This is a genomic window from Nesterenkonia sp. AN1, from assembly GCF_000582475.1.
Taxonomy (GTDB): domain Bacteria; phylum Actinomycetota; class Actinomycetes; order Actinomycetales; family Micrococcaceae; genus Nesterenkonia; species Nesterenkonia aurantiaca.
The window spans coordinates 174,328-191,797 of sequence record NZ_JEMO01000019.1; the positions used below are offsets into that span (position 1 = coordinate 174,328).

The 17,470-nt window shown below is 68.7% G+C and carries 15 protein-coding genes and 1 tRNA gene; 4 read left to right on the top strand and 12 right to left on the bottom strand.

Annotation, left to right across the window (positions count from 1 at the left end; genetic code table 11):
- Positions 1-70: 70 nt before the first annotated feature.
- From rho to BG28_RS10600, 7 genes are all read right to left on the bottom strand, one after another.
- Positions 71-2,452 carry a transcription termination factor Rho gene (rho, locus tag BG28_RS10570; RefSeq protein WP_036476459.1) on the bottom strand — a complete coding sequence of 794 codons (2,382 nt, stop codon included), beginning with the start codon at positions 2,450-2,452 and terminating at the stop codon, positions 71-73.
- A gap of 308 nt (positions 2,453-2,760) precedes the next feature.
- Positions 2,761-3,876: a homoserine kinase gene (gene thrB, locus BG28_RS10575; RefSeq protein WP_084479652.1), complete on the bottom strand. Its 1,116-nt coding sequence runs from the start codon at positions 3,874-3,876 to the stop codon at positions 2,761-2,763.
- Positions 3,877-3,899: 23 nt separating this feature from the next.
- Positions 3,900-5,009: a threonine synthase gene (gene thrC, locus BG28_RS10580; RefSeq protein WP_036476460.1), complete on the bottom strand. Its 1,110-nt coding sequence runs from the start codon at positions 5,007-5,009 to the stop codon at positions 3,900-3,902.
- A 60-nt stretch (positions 5,010-5,069) separates the two neighbouring features.
- Complete coding sequence (locus tag BG28_RS10585; RefSeq protein WP_036476461.1) at positions 5,070-6,419, bottom strand: homoserine dehydrogenase; 1,350 nt, start codon at positions 6,417-6,419, stop codon at positions 5,070-5,072.
- Between the two features lie 56 nt (positions 6,420-6,475).
- Positions 6,476-7,987 (bottom strand): diaminopimelate decarboxylase, encoded by a 1,512-nt coding sequence (locus tag BG28_RS10590; RefSeq protein ID WP_051501315.1) that lies wholly within the window; start codon positions 7,985-7,987, stop codon positions 6,476-6,478.
- 84 nt (positions 7,988-8,071) lie between these two features.
- Positions 8,072-9,727, bottom strand: a complete 1,656-nt coding sequence (argS, locus tag BG28_RS10595; RefSeq protein WP_036476462.1) for an arginine--tRNA ligase — start codon at positions 9,725-9,727, stop codon at positions 8,072-8,074.
- A 76-nt stretch (positions 9,728-9,803) separates the two neighbouring features.
- Entirely contained in the window at positions 9,804-10,604 is an 801-nt protein-coding gene (locus tag BG28_RS10600; protein WP_036476464.1) for a LysE family translocator, read from the bottom strand.
- Between the two features lie 89 nt (positions 10,605-10,693).
- Between BG28_RS10600 and BG28_RS10605 the strand changes: the two genes are divergently transcribed.
- From BG28_RS10605 to BG28_RS10620, 4 genes are read left to right on the top strand one after another with little or no spacing between them, the layout of a single operon-like run.
- Positions 10,694-11,611, top strand: a complete 918-nt coding sequence (locus tag BG28_RS10605) for a LysR family transcriptional regulator (RefSeq protein WP_036476465.1) — start codon at positions 10,694-10,696, stop codon at positions 11,609-11,611.
- A 34-nt stretch (positions 11,612-11,645) separates the two neighbouring features.
- Positions 11,646-12,014 (top strand): ArsR/SmtB family transcription factor, encoded by a 369-nt coding sequence (locus BG28_RS10610; RefSeq protein WP_369797224.1) that lies wholly within the window; start codon positions 11,646-11,648, stop codon positions 12,012-12,014.
- Positions 12,015-12,031: 17 nt separating this feature from the next.
- Positions 12,032-13,018: an SRPBCC family protein gene (locus tag BG28_RS10615; protein ID WP_036476468.1), complete on the top strand. Its 987-nt coding sequence runs from the start codon at positions 12,032-12,034 to the stop codon at positions 13,016-13,018.
- 48 nt (positions 13,019-13,066) lie between these two features.
- Positions 13,067-13,462 (top strand): VOC family protein, encoded by a 396-nt coding sequence (locus BG28_RS10620; RefSeq protein WP_051501316.1) that lies wholly within the window; start codon positions 13,067-13,069, stop codon positions 13,460-13,462.
- A gap of 149 nt (positions 13,463-13,611) precedes the next feature.
- On the opposite strand, the gene BG28_RS10625 is transcribed toward BG28_RS10620, so the two are convergent.
- The 5 genes from BG28_RS10625 to BG28_RS10645 form a co-directional block, all read right to left on the bottom strand.
- Entirely contained in the window at positions 13,612-14,436 is an 825-nt protein-coding gene (locus BG28_RS10625; protein WP_200869324.1) for a hypothetical protein, read from the bottom strand.
- A 9-nt stretch (positions 14,437-14,445) separates the two neighbouring features.
- Positions 14,446-14,940 carry an HD domain-containing protein gene (locus tag BG28_RS10630; RefSeq protein WP_051501317.1) on the bottom strand — a complete coding sequence of 165 codons (495 nt, stop codon included), beginning with the start codon at positions 14,938-14,940 and terminating at the stop codon, positions 14,446-14,448.
- 218 nt (positions 14,941-15,158) lie between these two features.
- Positions 15,159-15,231: transfer RNA gene (locus BG28_RS10635), tRNA-Arg, on the bottom strand.
- Between the two features lie 79 nt (positions 15,232-15,310).
- The gene (locus tag BG28_RS10640) at positions 15,311-15,631 is read right to left on the bottom strand and encodes an antibiotic biosynthesis monooxygenase (protein ID WP_036476469.1); all 321 of its coding nucleotides are present in this window, start codon (positions 15,629-15,631) and stop codon (positions 15,311-15,313) included.
- A gap of 46 nt (positions 15,632-15,677) precedes the next feature.
- On the bottom strand, positions 15,678-17,468 hold the full coding sequence (locus BG28_RS10645; protein ID WP_036476471.1) for a gamma-glutamyltransferase family protein: 1,791 nt from the start codon (positions 17,466-17,468) through the stop codon (positions 15,678-15,680).
- Positions 17,469-17,470 lie beyond the last annotated feature (2 nt).

Genomic DNA, 17,470 nt, shown 5'->3' on the forward strand with positions numbered 1-17,470 from the left:
GCGCACCGGGCTGTTACAGGCGAAGCCCGGGGAGAGCGGCGCTCTCCCCGGGCTTCAGCTGTTGCTGCGGCTAGTTGCCTTTGTCTCCGAGCGTGGTCTTCGATGCAAGCATCAGGAACTCGGCGTTGGACTGGGTCGCCTTGAGCTTGTTGATCAGCAGCTCGAGACCCTGCTCCTGCTCGAGTCCGGAGAGCACGCGACGCAGCTTCCACATGATCTTGACCTCCTCCGGCGAGAGGAGGTTCTCCTCACGACGGGTGGAGGACTCGTTCACGTTCACGGCGGGGAAGATCCGCTTGTCCGCCAGTCGGCGGGACAGGCGCAGCTCCATGTTGCCGGTGCCCTTGAACTCCTCGAAGATGACCTCGTCCATCTTGGAGCCGGTCTCCACCAGCGCGGTGGCGAGGATGGTCAGCGAACCACCGTTCTCGATGTTGCGCGCCGCGCCGAAGAAGCGCTTCGGCGGGTAGAGCGCATTGGCATCGACGCCGCCGGAGAGGATCCGGCCTGAAGCCGGGGCCGCGGTGTTGTAGGCACGGCCCAGTCGGGTCATGGAGTCCAGCAGCACGACGACGTCCTTGCCCAGCTCCACGAGACGCTTCGCGCGTTCGATGGCCAGCTCGGCCACGGTGGTGTGGTCCTCGGCCGGGCGGTCGAAGGTCGAGGCGATGACCTCGCCGTCGACCGTGCGCTGCATGTCGGTGACTTCCTCGGGGCGCTCGTCGACCAGGACCATCATGAGGTGAACCTCAGGGTTGTTGATCTTGATCGCCTTCGCCAGGGCCTGCAGGATGATCGTCTTGCCGGCCTTGGGCGGGGAGACGATCAGGCCGCGCTGACCCTTGCCGATCGGGGCGATCAGGTCGATCACGCGAGGTGCGATGTCCTTGGCGTCACCCTCCAGGCGCAGACGATCCTGCGGGTACAGCGGGACCAGCTTGCTGAACTCCACCCGGTCGGTGTTGGCCTCGGAGGGCCGGCCGTTGACGGCGTCGAGCTTCACCAGCGCGTTGAACTTCGCCCGCTTCTGCGGGTTCTCACCTTCGCGAGGAGCGCGGATGTGGCCGTGAACGGCGTCGCCCTTGCGCAGGTTGTGCCGCTTGACCTGGGCCAGGGACACGTAGACGTCGTTGGGTCCGGAGAGGTAGCCCGAGGTCCGCACGAAGGCGTAGTTGTCGAGCACGTCCAGGATGCCTGCCACCGGCACCAGGACGTCGTCCTCGGTGACCTCGGTGTCATCGACCTCGGGATCGCGGCCGCGACGGCGGTTGTTGCGATCACCCCGGTCATTGCGGTCAGTGCGATCGCCCCGGTCATTGCGGTCGTTGCGATTGCGGCTGCGCCGGTTGCGGCGCTCCTCGTCGCGTCCACCCTCGTTGCGGTTGCTCTCGCGCCCGCCGTCGTTGCGATCGTTGCGGCTGTTCTCGTTGCGGCTGCTGTCGCGCCCACCGTCGTTGCGATCGTTGCGACTGCTGTCGCGCCCACCGTCGTTTCGGTCGTTGCGGCTGCTGTCGCGCCCACCGTCGTTGCGGTCGTTGCGGCTGCTCTCGCGGCCGCCGTCGTTGCGGCTGCTGTCGCGCCCGCCGTCGTTGCGGCTGTTCTCGTTGCGGTTGCTCTCGCGGCCTCCGCGGCCACCGTCACGGCCGCTGTTGTCTCGATTGCGCCTTCCGCGGCCTTCGCCGTCGTTGCGCTGGCCGTTCTCCTGGCTCTGGTCCTGAGTCTGCTCGTTGGAGCCTGACTGGGAGTTCGACGGCTGCGCATCCGCCTGCTGGGCCTCGGCCTGCGCGGTGTTCTGCTGCTGGCCGCCGTTGTCCTCGCGATTGCGGTTGCGCCGGTTGCGGTTGCGTCCGCGGGGCTGGGAATCGCCGTCCTCGGCGCTGCTGCTCTCGCCAGCCTGCTGATCGTTGTTCTGCTGATCACTGTTCTGCTGATCACGGTTCTGCTGTCCACTGCGGCGATCGTTGCCGCCGCCTTCGGTGGGCGCGTTCTCGCGTGAATTCTCCCCGCGCGAGGTGCCGCTGCTCTGGGCGTTCTCGGCGACCTCGGTGCTGGAGCCGTTCTGCTCTGCGACGGACTCGCTCGCCTTGGGCTCGGCTTTGGGCTCGGCCTTGGACCGGCGGCGGTTCGGGCGGTTCGCGGCGGGCTCCTCGGAGCCGGCGCCCTGCTGGTCGCTGCCGCCCTTGGCGGCGTCGTTCTGGCGACCTTCGGCGGCCGCCTTGTCCTGCTGCTTGTCCCGCTCGGCGACGGCGCCACCACGCTGGTGCGAGGAGATGGCCTCCACCAGGGCAGATTTGCGCATCCGCGAGCTTCCGGTGATGCCCAGCTGGGAGGCAAGCGCCTGCAGCTGAGCGAGCTTCAGACCGGCCAGCCCGGAGCTCTTGGGCTCAGGTGCAGCGGACTCGGCCTTCTCAGGGCTCTGAGTCGCAGTGGTCTCAGCGGTGGTTTCTGTCACGAAGGTTCCTTCCCCCTCGTCAGGCAGGCCCGGCGGATGCGCCGTCCTGCGGTGTCTTCAACGGAGCGTCAGAAGTCCGTTGGCTTATTACTGTTTCTTCGCGCATCCAGCATCAGGGAGATTTCTTGCACGGTCCGCGTCCCCGGCGGGGAGTGGGATCATCGCAGGTCGCTGCCGGATCGCTCTGTCGAGGAATCGGCACCGTCCAGCGCTCAGGAAAAAAGCGCGGCTTGCGCGAAGGAACATCATGGTGATCTCTTAGAGGCCGATTCGACCGGCCCGGCAGAGCGAGCGTGCGCAGCACGCCGTCAACGCTGATGTGCCTCCACTGTAACACCAGAGCCGGCGATCGGCAGGATTGAGGGGGTGAACACGTGACCCTGCGCGTCGGGACCGCCGAGCGCGGAGATACGCTGCGCCGCGGCGCTGGCCTGGGCGTCGGAATCGGCAAGCACCAGCACTGAGGGTCCTGCGCCGGAGATCACGGCGGCGAACCCGGCGGCCCGGAGCCCGTCCACCAGGGCCATGGATCCGGGGAAGGCGGGACGGCGCTGCTGCTGGTGCAACGCGTCTTCGGTGGCGTCGAGCAGCAGCTCCGGTGCGCTGGTCAGGGCGTGGACCAGCAGCGCGGCGCGCGCAGAGTTCTGCGCGGCGGCGGAGTGATCGATCTGCGCCGGGAGCAGATCGCGCGCCACCTGGGTGGACTGCTCGAAGTTCGGCACGGCCACGACGGTGCGCAGCCGCGGGTGCGGAAGCAGCGGTGCGGTGCGGAACGCCCCGTCGCCGGTGTCGAGGGTGGATCTGCGCACCTCTGACCCGGAGGACAGCGCGTTCGGGGCGTCCTGCCAGGAGATCGCCACTCCCCCGCGCAGCGCCGGTACGTAGTTGTCCGGGTGGCCCTCGATCCGGGAACCGATCTGCAGCTTCTCGTCCTCGCTCAAGCCCTCTGGCAGCAACGTGTCCGCGGTCATCACCGCGGAGGCGACCGCGGCGGCTGAGGAGCCGAGTCCGCGGCTGTGCGGAATGTTGTTGACCGCGCGGACCTCAAGGTCCGGGAGGCTGAAGCCTTTGGCGTTGAGGATCTTCTCGACCAGGGTGACCACCAGATGGGAGGCGTCACGGGGCAGCGTCTCGGAGCCCTCGCCCTCCACGGTGATCTGCACCTGGGCCTGCGCACCGCGCCGCGGGGCGGCATGGACGGTGATCTCATCGAAGAGTCCCAGGGCCAGGCCCATGCTGTCGTAGCCCGGGCCGAGATTCGCCGACGTGGCGGGCACCCTGAGGTGGAAGGACATCGGCGCGCTCAGCGGCTCGCGCAGCTGAGGCGACTCGTGATTCCCAGCCGCGTTCCCCGCCGACGGCGGAGTGGCCGCCGAAGGGGCCAGGGCCTGCTCCGGGGCGAGGCCCTGACCGAGTTTATGCATGCTGGACTGCCCGCTCACGAGGATCAGAGCCCCAGCTGCCGGGCCACGGTCTCGACGTCCTGCGGGACCATGGTCGGGGTGACGTCGGAGCCGTCGGCGTTCTTCAGCGCCCAGTCGGGGTCCTTCAGACCGTGACCGGTCACCGTGATGACGATCGTCTTATCCGCAGGGACCTCGCCGGCAGAGTGCTTCTTGATCAGTCCGGCGACGCCGGCGGCCGAGGCGGGTTCCACGAAGACGCCCTCCTTCGCGGAAAGCCAGCGGTGCGCGGTGAGGATCTCCTGATCGGTCACCGACTCGATGACTCCCGCGGACTGGTCGCGAGCAGCCTCCGCCTTCTCCCAGGAGGCCGGATTGCCGATCCGGATGGCCGTCGCGACCGTCTCCGGCTCGGTCACCGGGTGACCCATGACGATGGGCGCTGCGCCCTCTGCCTGGAAGCCCCACATGATCGGGGTGTGGCTGGACACCGGGGCGAGCTCCGCGCCGTCGGCACCCTCGTAGGGGTTGGTCCAGGGCCGGGAATACTCCTGGTAACCCTTCCAGTACGCGGTGATGTTCCCGGCGTTGCCCACCGGGAGCAGGTGGTAGTCCGGCGCGTCGCCGAGTGCGTCCACGACCTCGAAGGCGCCGGTCTTCTGGCCTTCGATGCGTGCCGGATTCACCGAGTTCACCAGGAACACCGGGTAGTTCTCGGAGAGCTTGCGAGCGATGTCGAGGCAGCCGTCGAAGTTGCCGTCCACCTGAATCAGCTCGGCCCCGTGGGCGACCGCCTGGGAGAGCTTGCCCATCGCGATCTTCCCCGCCGGCACCAACACCGCACAGGTCAGTCCGGCCTGGGTCGCGTAGGCCGCGGCGGAGGCGGAGGTGTTGCCGGTGGAGGCGCAGACCACGGCCTTGGCGCCTTCGGCCACCGCGGCGGTGATCGCCATCGTCATGCCGCGGTCTTTGAAGGATCCGGTGGGGTTCATCCCCTCGACCTTCAGGTAGACCGTGCCGGAGACCAGCTCGGAGAGCGCCGGGGCGTAGACCAGCGGGGTGCCGCCCTCTCCCAGGGTGATGACCTCGGTGGTCTGCTCCACGGGGAGTCGGTCTGCGTATTCACGGATGACTCCGCGCCATTGGTGCGCCACGGTGGGTGCTCCTTCATCGTCAAGCGGGTGGGATCTGCTCGGGCGGGGATGGGCCCAGGGCTACTGCTCGACCTCAACGCGCAGCACCGAGTTCACTGACTTGACCACGTCCAGGGCCCGCAGTGTGGACACGGTGTCGGAGAGGTCCTTCTCCTTGGCCAGGTGGGTCACGATCTGCACGACGGCGCCGCGCTCCCGGGCCGCCTCGGTGTCCACCTCGCCGTCGCTGGAGACGCTGCCGGGCTGTCGCATCGACTCGATGGAGACGTGATGATCGGCCAGCACGCGGGCGACCTCGGCGATGACACCCTCACGATCAGCGACTTCCATATCAATGTAGTACTGGGTGTGGGCCTCATCCACCGGGAGCGCGCGGACGGACTGGGAGTCGCTGCTGGTGTCGGTGGTCCCGGGGTGCTCCGGGCCGCTGTGCAGCCGGCGCGCCACGGAGACCACATCGCCCATGATGGCCGAGGAGGTCGGCAGCCCGCCGGCGCCCTGGCCGTAGAACATGAGCTCTCCAGCATTCTCGGCGACCACGAAGACCGCGTTGAAGGCGCCGCGGACACTGGCCAGCGGGTGGGTGCGGGGCAGCAGGGTGGGGTGGACGCGCAGGATGGCGCCGTCATCGTTCTTCTCCACGATCGCCAGCAGCTTGATCACGTACCCGGAGGCTGCCGCGGCCTCGATGTCCTCGGCAGTGACCGAGGAGATGCCCTCGCAGTAGACGTCATGGATGTCGAAGGGCGCGTGGAACGCCAGCGCACCGAGGATCGCTGCCTTGGCGGCGGCGTCGTGGCCCTCGACGTCGGCGGTCGGGTCGGCCTCGGCATACCCGAGCCGCTGAGCCTCGAGCAGCGCGTCGTAGAACGCGGCGCCGGTGGAGTCCATCTGGTCCAGGATGTAGTTGGTGGTGCCGTTGACGATGCCCATCACCTTGGTGATCCGGTCACCGGAGAGCGACTCCTGGATCGGGCGCAGGATCGGGATGGCACCGCCGACCGCGGCTTCGAAGCGCAGCAGCGCCCCGGACTCGGCGGCGGCCTGGCTGAGCTTGCCGCCCTGGACCGCGAGCAGCGCCTTGTTCCCGGTCACCACGGCGGTGCCGGCGCGCAGGGCGCGCTCCACCAGGGTGCCGGCGGGCTCGATCCCGCCCATCAGTTCGATGATCAGGTCGGCCTCGTCCACCAGCGCCTCGGCGTCGGTGGTCAGCAGCTCGCCGGGGATCTTCCAGTCACGCGGGGCCTCGACGTCGCGCACGGCGACGCCGATCAGCTTGACCGGGGCCCCCACGCGCGAAGAGATCAGCGCCCGGCCCTCGACCAGAGTGCGTGCGACCTGGGCGCCGACGTTGCCGGCGCCGAGCAGGCCGATCTTCAGCGGCTCGGCGGTGCTCTTTGCTGCGGACATCATGACCTCAATCCCTTGTGCCTGTTCGGTTTCCGGCGCTGCGCGCGCGCTGTGTGTCAGCCTGCGGCAAAGCCGGTGTCGCGCCCGAGCATCTCCTGCTCGGTCTCTCGGCGGATGAGCACCTGGGAGGCGCCGTCTGCGACGGCGACCACCGCGGGTCGAGTCAGGTAGTTGTAGTTGCTCGACAGCGAGTGGCAGTACGCGCCGGTGGCGGGAACGGCAAGGAGATCATCCCGGGCCGTCGCCGTCGGCAAGTATACGTTTCGCACGACGATGTCGCCGGACTCGCAGTGTTTGCCCACGATGCGAGACAGCGCATGGTCTCCGGTCACCCGGCGTGAGGCCAGCACCGCAGAATAGTCCGCGTCGTAGAGGACGCCGCGGGCGTTGTCGCTCATGCCGCCGTCCACGGCCACGTAGCGCCTGGAGGTGGTGCTGCCGTCGGGCGCGTCGACCTGGACGTCCTTCTGCACGCCGACCCGGTACAGCGTGACCCCGGCAGGTCCGACGATCGCTCGGCCGGGCTCGATCGAGATCCGCGGCACGCGCAGCGCGTGCTCCGCGCAGGCCTGCTTGACCGTGGCGGCCAGCGCGGCCGCGATGGATTCGGGGTGCCGCGGGGTGTCGGCCTCGGTGTAGGCGATCCCGTGGCCGCCGCCGAGGTCGAGCTCTGGCAGCTCCACGCCGTAGGCCGAATGCAGACTGGCCAGGAAGGTGATGAGCTTCTGCGCCGCCAGCTCGAAACCGGCGGGTTCGAAGATCTGCGAGCCGATATGGGCGTGCAGGCCGCGCAGCTCGACGCCGGGGAGCTGGAGGGCGCGCGAGGCCGCGGTCCAGGCCGGTGACCCGAGGTAGGGGTTGGCTGGTGTCGAGGGGGTGCCGTCTGCGTCCGTGCTGGGCGCACCGGCGCTCGGGGTCAGCGAGAGGCCGAACTTCTGATCCTCGTGCGCGGTGGCGATGTATTCGTGGGTGGAGGCGTGCACGCCGGGAGTCAGCCGCAGCATGACCGGGGCGCGGGTGCCGGCTGCCACGGCGAGCCTGGAGATCCGTTCCAGCTCATCCAGGGAATCGGCGATGATCCGCCCGATCCCGGCGTCCAGGGCGCGCTGGATCTCGGCGTCGGACTTGTTGTTCCCGTGCAGGCCTATCTTCTCCGGCGGGACCCCGCCGGCCAGGGCGAGGGCGAGCTCGCCGCCGGAGGCAGTGTCCACGCAGAGGCCCTCCTGCACGGCCCAGCCAGCCACATGGGTGCTCAGGAAGGCCTTGCCGGCGTAGAACACATCCACCTCAGCCTCTGGGGCGAAGGCGGCACTGAAAGCCTCGCGGAAGCTGCGGGCTCGGGCGCGGAAGTCCGCCTCGGAGAGCACATAGAGCGGAGTGCCGTGCTGGGCGGCGAGGGTCTCCACGTCGACTCCGCCGATGACCAGGCGGCCCTCGGCGTCGCGGTGCGCGTCGGCCGGAAGCAGCGCGGCCTCGAGGTCATCGGTGTCCCGGCGGGCGGTCAGCCACGACGGAGCCAGCGGGTGCGCGCGCGGGGCGGAGCCATGCTGCGCAGACCCGTCCTGCACGGAGGCCTCCAGGGTGGGGCTCTCCGCGGTGGAGTTCTCCGAGGAGGGGCGGGACGTGGGTGAGCCGGGAGTCGTGATGAGGGTTCACATCCTTTCGGGTGCGGTGACGCCGAGCAGCGCCAGTCCGTTGCGCAACACCTGGGCGGTGGCGTCGTTGAGCCAGAGCCGGGTGCGGTTGAGGTCGGTGACCGGGTCCTGGACGCCGTCGGGGCTGACGCTGGGCGCCATCCGACAGACGGCGTACCAGCCGTGGTAGGCGCTGGCCAGGGATTCCAGGTAGCGCGCCACCCGGTGAGGTTCGCGCAGCTCGGCGGCCGAGGAGACCACGGAGGTGAAGCGCCCCAGCTGGGAGAGCAGCTCCTCCTCGGTCTCATGGGTCAGCAGGCTTGCGTCGAAGCCCTCGCGGTCGACCCCGGCGGCCTCGGCGTTGCGGGCGGCGTTGCGGGACCGGGCGTGGGCGTACTGGACGTAGAAGACCGGGTTGTCATTGGTCCGCGACTGCAGCAGCTCCGGGTCCACGTCGATCGGTGAATTGGCAGGGAACCGGGCCAGGGTATAGCGCAGCGCATCGGTGCCGAGCCATTCGATGAGGTCGGTGAGCGCGATGATGTTGCCGGCCCGCTTGGAGAGCTTCGCTCCGCGGATGGACATCAGCTGCCCGATGAGCACCTCGATGTTGCGCTGCGGATCGTCCCCGGCGCAGGCGGCGATGGCCTTGAGCCGGGAGACGTAGCCGTGGTGGTCCGCGCCGAGCAGGTAGATCTTCTCGGTGAAGCCGCGCTCGCGCTTGGAGAGGTAGTAGGCGGCGTCGGCGGCGAAGTAGGTGGGCTCGCCGTCGGCCTTGAACAGCACCCGGTCCTTGTCGTCGCCGAAGTCGGTGGTGCGCAGCCAGACGGCGCCGTCGCGGTCCTCGATGTGGCCCTGCTCGCGCAGGGTCTCCACGGCGGCGGCAACCTTGCCCTCGGCGTGCAGCGCCTGCTCGGAGTAGAACACGTCGAAGTGCACGCCGAAAGCGGTCAGCGTGTCCTTGATCTGGCCCATCTGCGCCTGGTAGCCCAGTTCGCGCACGATCGGCAGCGCCTCCTCGCGGGGCATGTCCTTGACGTCCGGGCGGGCGGCCAGGATCTCCTCGGCCAGCTCGATGACGTAGTCGCCGGGGTAACCGCCCTCGGGGACGTCTTCGCCGTGGATCCGGGAGAGCACCGAATGGCCGAAGACGTTCATCTGGTTGCCGGCGTCGTTGACGTAGTACTCGTTGGCGACCGTGGCGCCGGAGGCGCGCAGCAGCCTGCCGATCGCGTCACCGAGGGCGGCCCACCGGGTGTGTCCGATGTGCAGCGGCCCGGTCGGATTCGCGGAGACGAACTCGACGTTGACGCTGCGCCCAGCAAGCGCGGTGTTGTGCCCGAAGGTGTCTCCGGCTTCGACGATGGTGCGGGCCAGCTCGCCGGCCGCGGCGGAGTCCACGGTGATGTTGATGAACCCTGGGCCGGCGATCTCGATGCGCTCCACGCCGGGGGCCTGCTGAAGCCGGGCGCCGAGAACCTCGGCGAAGGCACGCGGGGGCATCCCGGCCTTCTTGGCCAGCTGCAGGGCGATGGTGGTGGCCCAGTCGCCGTGCTCGCGATTCTTGGGGCGCTCGATGACGACGTTCTCGGGGAGATCGACGGTGAGCTCACCGGCTTCGACAGCTTCGGCGAGCGCGCTCTTGACAACGGTGGAGAGTTCTTCGGGAGTCACCGGAACAGTCTACGGGGTTCGCCCCGGGAGCCGGGTCTCGACTTGGATGCGCCTTGAGGCCGATCGCTGGGCCGGATCAGCCCAGCAGTCCGAGCACGCCGGTGACGCTGAGATAGACGCCGAGTCCGGCAAGGGTCAGGCCGCTGCCCATCTCAAGCCGACCGGTGACGACCGGGTTGGAGAGCCAGGTGTTCGCCGCGTCGACGAGCAGGACGACGCCGATCAGGTAGAGCCACATGCTGGCGGCCACCGTGCCGCCGAGCACGCCGATCGCGAAGGCCGGGGATGCGCCGACCGGCGTGAACTGCGGGAACAGTGCCAGGAAGAACAGGCCGACCTTCGGGTTGGTCATGCAGCTGGCCAGCCCGATCAGGAAGGTGCCGCGGAAACTGGTGATGGTGCGGCGCGGCCGCCGCCCCGCGGACCGTTGTGGATCGGCCCCCGATCCGCGAGCGCCCTCGCCCTGCGCCGGATCAGCTCCGTGCGCACCTGCCGGAGCCGCGGCCGCAGCAGGCGGCTGGGGATCATAGGGACCACCGACCAGCGCGGGAACCCCAACCTCGGCGCGGGTCAGCCGGTGGGCCCTCAAGGTGATCCGCGCGCTGCGCACCGCGCGGGCGCCGAGGAAGATCACGTAGAGCCCGCCGATCAGGCTGAGCAGCTCATATGCCACCGGTGAGGCTTGGAACAGGGCCGCCAGGCCGGTGGCGGCCAGTGCCGCCCAGATCAGCGCCGCCACGGAGGAGCCCGTCGCGGCGCCGAGGCCGGCCCGGCGCGAGAGCAGCGCATTGCGCAGAGACAGCATCGTGTCCTGTCCCGGGGTGATGGCCAGGACGGCGGAGACGGCGAGCAGACCGAGGTAGCTGGAAAGTGTCACAACACCATCCTGGAACACCGCATCGATCAGAACAAGCAGATAAAAGCATAGGACTGTTCGGCATCGACGAATCGTTAGATACTGGTGCCATGTTGAATCCACACAGGCTGCGCGTGCTGCAATCGGTGATCGCCACCGGCTCGATCCAGGGCGCCGCGCGCAGCCTGCACTACTCCCCCGCCACGGTGAGTCAACATATGAGCATCCTCGCGCAGGAGACCGGGCTGAAGCTCTTCGAGCGCAGCGGTAGAGGACTGATGCCGACCTCCTCAGCCCTGGCCCTGGCGCAGGGGAGCACCGCCGTGCTGCAGGCGTTCGATGAGCTGGACCGCCTGGTGGAGGGTCTGCGCCGGGGGCGGTCCAGCCACCTGACACTGGCCAGCTTCACCTCCGCCGCGAAGGAATGGCTCCCTCAGGTGGTGGCCACCCTGCGCGCCAGGGACCCGGAGCTGACCGTGCAGATCAGTCTCAACGAGCCCTACGCGGAGAAGACCGGGCACCCGGTGGACATCGACATCCGCAATGAATCCCCGCTGGAGCCCGAAGAGCACTTCAAGGGCTACCTGCGTCACCTGTTGCGGCACGAGGACTTCGCCGTCGTCCTGCCTGCGGGCCACCCGCTGGCGGACTCGGAGACCGTGGAGGTCCACGAGCTCAGTGATCAGATGTGGGTGGACCATGACATCAAGGACAGCCCCAACGGGCGGATGATCCGCACCGCCGCTCAGGCTGCAGGGTTCGTGCCCCAGTTCGCCGCCAGGCTGGATGACCACAATGCCGCCCTCTCCCTCGTGGCCGCCGGACTGGGGATCACTGTGCTCCCCCATCTCGCGCTGCGCGATCTTCCGCGCGGAACCGTGGTGCGGGCACTGCGCAATCCCACTGTGCAGCGCCGGATCGTGGCTCACGTGAGACAGGACCGCGCAGGTGAGGAGCTGGTCGCCGCAGCGCTGCAGGTGCTGCGCGAGGAATCGGAGAAATCACTCGGCGCAGGACCCTTGACCTGAGCATCGGCCAGTCCTAATCTACAACCAAATGGTTATGCGTTCTGAGTCTTCAACGCCCCCCGGCGACGCCCAGGTGGACCGGATCTTCCGGGCCCTGGCAGACGCCACTCGCAGGGACATCGTCCGTCGCACCCTCGGCGAGGAGGCATCCGTCTCCGCGCTGGCCGCGCTCTACGAGATGTCCTTCGCTGCCGTGCAGAAGCACATCAGCGTCCTGGAAAGCGCAGATCTGGTGACCAAGCGCCAGCAGGGGCGCGAACGCCTGGTCCGCGGCAACCCCCACACCATCCGTGAAGCCCAGGCACTGCTCGATGACTATGCGCTCATCTGGCAGGGCCGGATCTCCCGCCTCGACGCCGTGCTGGCGGAGACACCCACCGAAGACAGCAGCAAGAAGCACTGACAGCAGAAAGGCTCGTCATGCCTATCACCTCGATCACCAAGGACACCGATGCGTTGACCATGACCGTGGTCGCAGACTTCCCCGTGCCGGTCCAGCGACTCTGGGACGCGCACGCCGACCCCCGCCAGCTCGAGAGGTTCTGGGGACCTGCCGAGTGGCCGGCCACCTTCACCCGCCACGACTTCCACGCCGGGGGGCGTTCGCACTACTGGATGACCGGGCCCGACGGCACCCGGGCCGCCGGCTGCTGGGAGTACCTCGCAATGGATCCCGGGCGCTCCTTCGAGGTCACCGACGGCTTCGCCGATGAGTTCGGCACCCCGGATCCTGAGATGCCGGTGATGCGCCTGAGACTGGTCTTCGAGGAGACCCCCCAGGGCTCCAGGCTCACCTCGAAGACCTGGTTCAACTCCGCTGCGGATTATCAGCAGCTGCTCGAGATGGGCATGGAGGAGGGCCTGACCTCGGCCATGGGGCAGATGGACGCGGTCCTTCAGGACCTGACCTCCTACGCCGCCGGCAGCGGCGTCCATACCCAGGTGCTCACCGACACCAAGGTGCGCATCAGCCGGGTCATCCGCGGCACCCCGGCGCAGGTCCGGCAGGCACACCGCGATCCCGATCTGCTGCGCCGCTGGCTGCTCGGACCCGACGGCTGGCGGATGTCGGACTGCCAGGTCGCGACCAAGGTGGGAGACAGCTACCGTTTCGCCTGGGAGAAGGAGGAGGACGGCTCCGACGGATTCGCGCTCTACGGTGAGCTCCTCGAGCTGGATGAGCCCTACCGCGAGGTCACCACCGAATCCATGGAGGGCGTCCCCGGGGAACCCAACGTCAATGAACAGACGCTGACGCCGATCGAGGGCGGCACGCTGCTCACTCTGATCGTCACCTATCCCAGCGTGGAGGTCCGGGACATGGTGCTCGGGACCGGCATGACCGACGGGATGGAGACCAGCTATGCACGCCTGGAGGAGGTGCTTCGGGCCTCCGCTCGGGCCTGACCCCGCAGTCCACACAGAGCATCCCCGAGAAGGAAGGCCCCCCGATCCATGCCGTCACCGTTCACCATCACCCTGCCGATCGCCGACCGAGGCCGCTCTCACCGGTTCTACCGGGAGGGTCTAGGTCTCGACCCTGTGGGGCAGGTGGCACAGGACGGCCTGCCCGAACCGCTGCAGTTTCGGCTGTTCGGGGAGGCCTACCTCTGCCTGGTCCCCACGGAGGGACTCGGCTGGGTCCTCGGTGACCGCGAGCTCTCCCCCGCCGGGCTCAGCGAATGCCTGCTGGGAATGGCGCTCACCGACGCCGAGCAGGTCAGCGCGATGACCGACCGCCTCCTGGCAGCCGGGGGCACGCTGCTGACCGCGCCCACCCAGCAGCCCTGGGGCTTCGAATCGATCGTGGCGGACCCGGATGGTCACGCCTGGCAGCTCTACGTGGGCTGAGCTCGGAGATCAGTCCGCACCCCGCTGCCTATCGTCAGGGTCCCTCTTCTCTTCATCCTCACGGAAGCCGGCCGCGATGGCGATACCGATCACCAGACCAAGACCAACGCCGACACCCATGTTCTGGCACGACCGGCCTGCTCCTCGGCCTATCGACCCAGGGTCTGCTCAGGATCTGACGACGCGCCATCGCGGTCTGCGCCCTCCAGGTCCGCGTATTCTGCGCCGTCACTATCACCCTCGTCGCCTGCTGCGCCGTCGTCCTCCGCCTCGCCGCGGGGCTGACGCACCAGCAGGTAGGTCGCACCGAAGAGCAGGAGCCCGGCGCCGATGGCGGTGGGGATGGCCCACTCCTCGCCGACCAGGTCATCCAAGAACGACCGTGCCGGGGACTCGGGGTCCACGAGTGCCACCACGACGAACGCGGTCACCACGAATGTAGCCAGGATCGTGCCCAGGCGCCGCCACCACCGCGACGCTCCGACGTTCTGCAGCGAGTGACCCGCCTTGGCCACCTGTTTGGCGCGCAGCACCCGCAGCGCACCGACGCTGCGCAGCAGCCGAAGCAGCTGCATCGGGCCGATGCTGAAGACCACACCGACGATGACGAGCACGCTCAGGCCCACGAGCCACCAGTTGCGGAGCAGCCAGTCGATCTTCTTGGGCGAGACCAGGAACAGCACGATGGTCTCGAAGATCAGGACCACGCTGGTGACCCAGAGCCCCACGTGCCCGATCATCTCGAAAGGCTCGTCCAGCAGCGTCAGGAAGACAGCGGGCACCGAGATCACGGCGGCGATGAGCACCGGCCAGGCCAGCCGGTCTTCCCACCGCTCCTCCAGCTCGCGGGCTCGTTCCTCGGATGCTCTGCCGCTGGCGGTCTCGGCAAGCTCGCCGGCTGCGGCCGAGGTACGCCGCCGCTTGGATCTAGGTCCGCGCTCGTCTTCTTCGGCGGGAGGGGATGCGGAAGTCATCGTTCCAGACTAGAGGGGTTCTGAATCTCGCGAGGGAAGCTTCGGTCCGCCGAGGTGCGCCACGGCGTTGGCGTACTTCGCGGTCAGCCGCTCCTGGGTCGCCGAGTCCAGTGCGGCGAGACGCTCCGCAGAGGTGTTGTCCTGGATGTCGGCATGCTTGACCACCAGTGACACCTCGCTGAGCAGGACCCGGGCGTAGTAGTCCTCGGGGGCCTCCGCTTCTCGTCGGGTCAGGTGGTCCACGGGCTCGCTGACGGTGGGACCGAAGGCGGCCCGCAGGTCGGTCAGCGTCACCTCGGTGTCCTCGACGACATCATGCAGCAGCGCGACGGTGCTGTACGGGGGTCCATAGCCATTGGCGCGCACGATCCCGGCCACGCGCCGAGGATGGTCGATGTAGGGATTGCCTGCCTTGTCCACCTGACCGCGGTGGGCTAGCTGGGCGATCAGGTCTGCGGCGGCGTCTTCCGCTGGTCCCGGTGCAGAGGAGTTCTCAATGCTCATAGCAATCGGTGTCCGATCTGTTGGGAGACTGGGGTTCAGAGCAGGATCGGCGGGTGGCAGCAGCGGCGTCCCGCCCGCTTTCCTCCTGACCGTCCTGAGACTCTCATGACCCTCTGACATGCCGGCCGCATGGCCGAGGTGACGGCAGCACCGATCCGCAGGCACGAAAAAGGTCCGCATCCTTGTTGTGACAAGAATGCGGACCTGATTTCTCTCTGTGCCCCCGGCGGGAATCGAACCCACGACTTTTGGTACCGGAAACCAACGCTCTATCCCCTGAGCTACGGAGGCCCGCCAGCTGTGCAATTCGAAGACCTGAGTTCCTCGAGCAACTGACCGATTTAGATTACCAGCATCCCACCGGTTCCACCTAGCCGGTCACCGAGGTGGTGTAGCTCCAGAGCTCTGCGGACATGCCCACGGGCTTCTTCGGCGCCTCACCGGCGGGCGCCTCGCCACCGCTGTGCGACCTCTGGAAGTCCTGGGAGGTGCGCCAGTTCTCGAAGGCCTCCTCGCTGGCCCACCGGGTGATGACCAGCCAGGTGTGGCGGTCATCGGTGGGCTTGAGCAGCTCAAACCCTTCGAAGCCTTCGGTGCCTTCCATGGAGTCGCGGCGCGCGGCGAACCGCTTGCCGAGCTCGTCGCCGGAGTCGGCAGGGACGGTGATGGCGTTGATCTTGATGATGCTCATGGGGTCATCCTGCCAAAGTCCGCGGCATCCGCACCAGGGGCCCGCGTCATCGTCCCGCCGCGTAACCCTGGGCGCCGCGCGCATTGGCGGCGGCGCGCAGCCGCCCGGTCTCAGGGTCCCGCGTGACGCAGGAGAGCCGGCCCAGCGCCCAGTCTCCGGCCGTGGTCACCTGGTGTCCCCGTCGGCGCAGCCCCTCGATGAGCTCGGCACCGAGCCGGTCCTCCACCACGGCCCCGCCGGGCTCCCAGGCGCGCGGCCAGAAGGAGCCGGGCATCGACGTCGTATGCAGGGTGGGTGCGTCGATGGCCTGCTGGGCGGTGTGTCCGCCGATGAGCATGCGCAGCAGCATCGGCAGCTGCCACTGATCCTGCTGGTCCCCACCGGGGGTGCCCAGGGCGATCAGCGGGGCGCCGCCCTTGAGCACGAGCGTGGGCGTGAGCGTGGTGCGCGGACGCCTGCCCGGTTCCAGCCGTGAGGCGGAGCGTTCATCGAGCCAGGTCATCTGCAGCCGGGTGCCCAGGCAGAAGCCGAGCCCCTCGATCACCGGCGAGGACTGGAGCCATCCCCCGGAGGGGGTCGCCGAGACGATGTTGCCCCAGCGGTCCACCACGTCCAGATGGCAGGTATCACCCTTGGTCTCCCCGGACTTGGACACCGTCGGCTCGCCGGCTCCGGCGCCCGTGGCCGCATCGGACACGTGCACCAGCGCCGGCAGCACCTGCTCCTGCCCGGGAACCTCTCCCGGGCGGAACTCAGCAGAGGCGTGCTCGCTGATCAATTCGCGGCGCTGGGCCGCGTAGGCATTTGAGAGCAGATGCTTCAGGTTCACCGGGACATCTCCGTAGTAGGTGTCACGGTCGGCCAGGGCCAGCTTCTGCGCCTCCAGGATCAGGTGGGCGCCGGTCTCGGTGCCGGGATCCAGCTGCTCGTCCGGGTAGCCCTCGAGGATCTTCAGCGCCTGAAGCAGCGCGGGACCCTGGCCCCAGGGGCCGGACTTCGCGATGGTGTATCCGCGGAATTCGATGGACACCGGGTCTTCGTAGCCAGCGCTGTGCGAGGCGAAGTCCTCGGCGGTGATCACCCCGGCGTAATCGCCGCCGTCGGAGTGCCGGTGCGGGGTCTTGACGAACTCCGCCGCCGCCTGGGCGACCCGTCCGGTCTTCCACTCCCCCCGTGCCGCCTCGATCTGCGCGACACGTCCCGAGGCGCCCTCACCGGCGGCGATGAGTTCGCGCAGAACCAGCGCGTATTCGGGGTTGCGGATGATCTGTCCCGGCTCGGGGACCTTTCCCTCGGGCATCCACAGGGCGGCCGAGGTCGGCCAGTGCTCCTGGAAGAGCTCGGCGACGGCGCGGATCGCCCGCACCGCGCCGGGCAGGATCGGATGGCCGTGCTCCGCGTAGCCGATGGCGAAGTCGAGCACCTCGGCGAGATCCCAGGTCCCGTGATCGCGCAGCAGCACCAGCCAGGCGTCGACGGCGGCCGGGACGGCGGCCGCGAGCGCACCGGCGCCGGGGACGTTCTCGAGTCCGAGCGCCCGGTAGTGCTGGATCAGGGCTCCGGCGGGCGCCGGACCCTGGCCCATGAGCACCTGCGGGTTCGAAGGGGCCCCGGCGGTGGCGAAGATCCCGACCATGTCACCGCCTGGACCGTTGAGGTGCGGCTCCACCACGTGCAGCACGAAGGCACCGGCCACCGCCGCGTCGAAGGCGTTGCCGCCCCGTTCCAACACCGCCTGCGAGGAGGCGGTGGCGAGCCAGTGCGTGGAGGCGGTCATTCCGAAGTGGCCCTCCAGCGTGGGCCGGGTGGTGAAGGTCTCGGCGTGGGTGAACGTCATGG

Bases quoted from the DNA above. Each gene is read 5' to 3' on its own strand.
- BG28_RS10630 (WP_051501317.1), bottom strand. From the start codon at position 14,940: ATGAGCATTGAGAACTCCTCTGCACCGGGACCAGCGGAAGACGCCGCC.
- thrB (WP_084479652.1), bottom strand. From the start codon at position 3,876: ATGCATAAACTCGGTCAGGGCCTCGCCCCGGAGCAGGCCCTGGCCCCT.
- BG28_RS10640 (WP_036476469.1), bottom strand. From the start codon at position 15,631: ATGAGCATCATCAAGATCAACGCCATCACCGTCCCTGCCGACTCCGGC.
- BG28_RS10625 (WP_200869324.1), bottom strand. From the start codon at position 14,436: ATGACTTCCGCATCCCCTCCCGCCGAAGAAGACGAGCGCGGACCTAGA.
- BG28_RS10605 (WP_036476465.1), top strand. From the start codon at position 10,694: ATGTTGAATCCACACAGGCTGCGCGTGCTGCAATCGGTGATCGCCACC.
- BG28_RS10585 (WP_036476461.1), bottom strand. From the start codon at position 6,419: ATGTCCGCAGCAAAGAGCACCGCCGAGCCGCTGAAGATCGGCCTGCTC.
- BG28_RS10610 (WP_369797224.1), top strand. From the start codon at position 11,646: ATGCGTTCTGAGTCTTCAACGCCCCCCGGCGACGCCCAGGTGGACCGG.
- BG28_RS10620 (WP_051501316.1), top strand. From the start codon at position 13,067: ATGCCGTCACCGTTCACCATCACCCTGCCGATCGCCGACCGAGGCCGC.
- BG28_RS10645 (WP_036476471.1), bottom strand. From the start codon at position 17,468: ATGACGTTCACCCACGCCGAGACCTTCACCACCCGGCCCACGCTGGAG.
- BG28_RS10615 (WP_036476468.1), top strand. From the start codon at position 12,032: ATGCCTATCACCTCGATCACCAAGGACACCGATGCGTTGACCATGACC.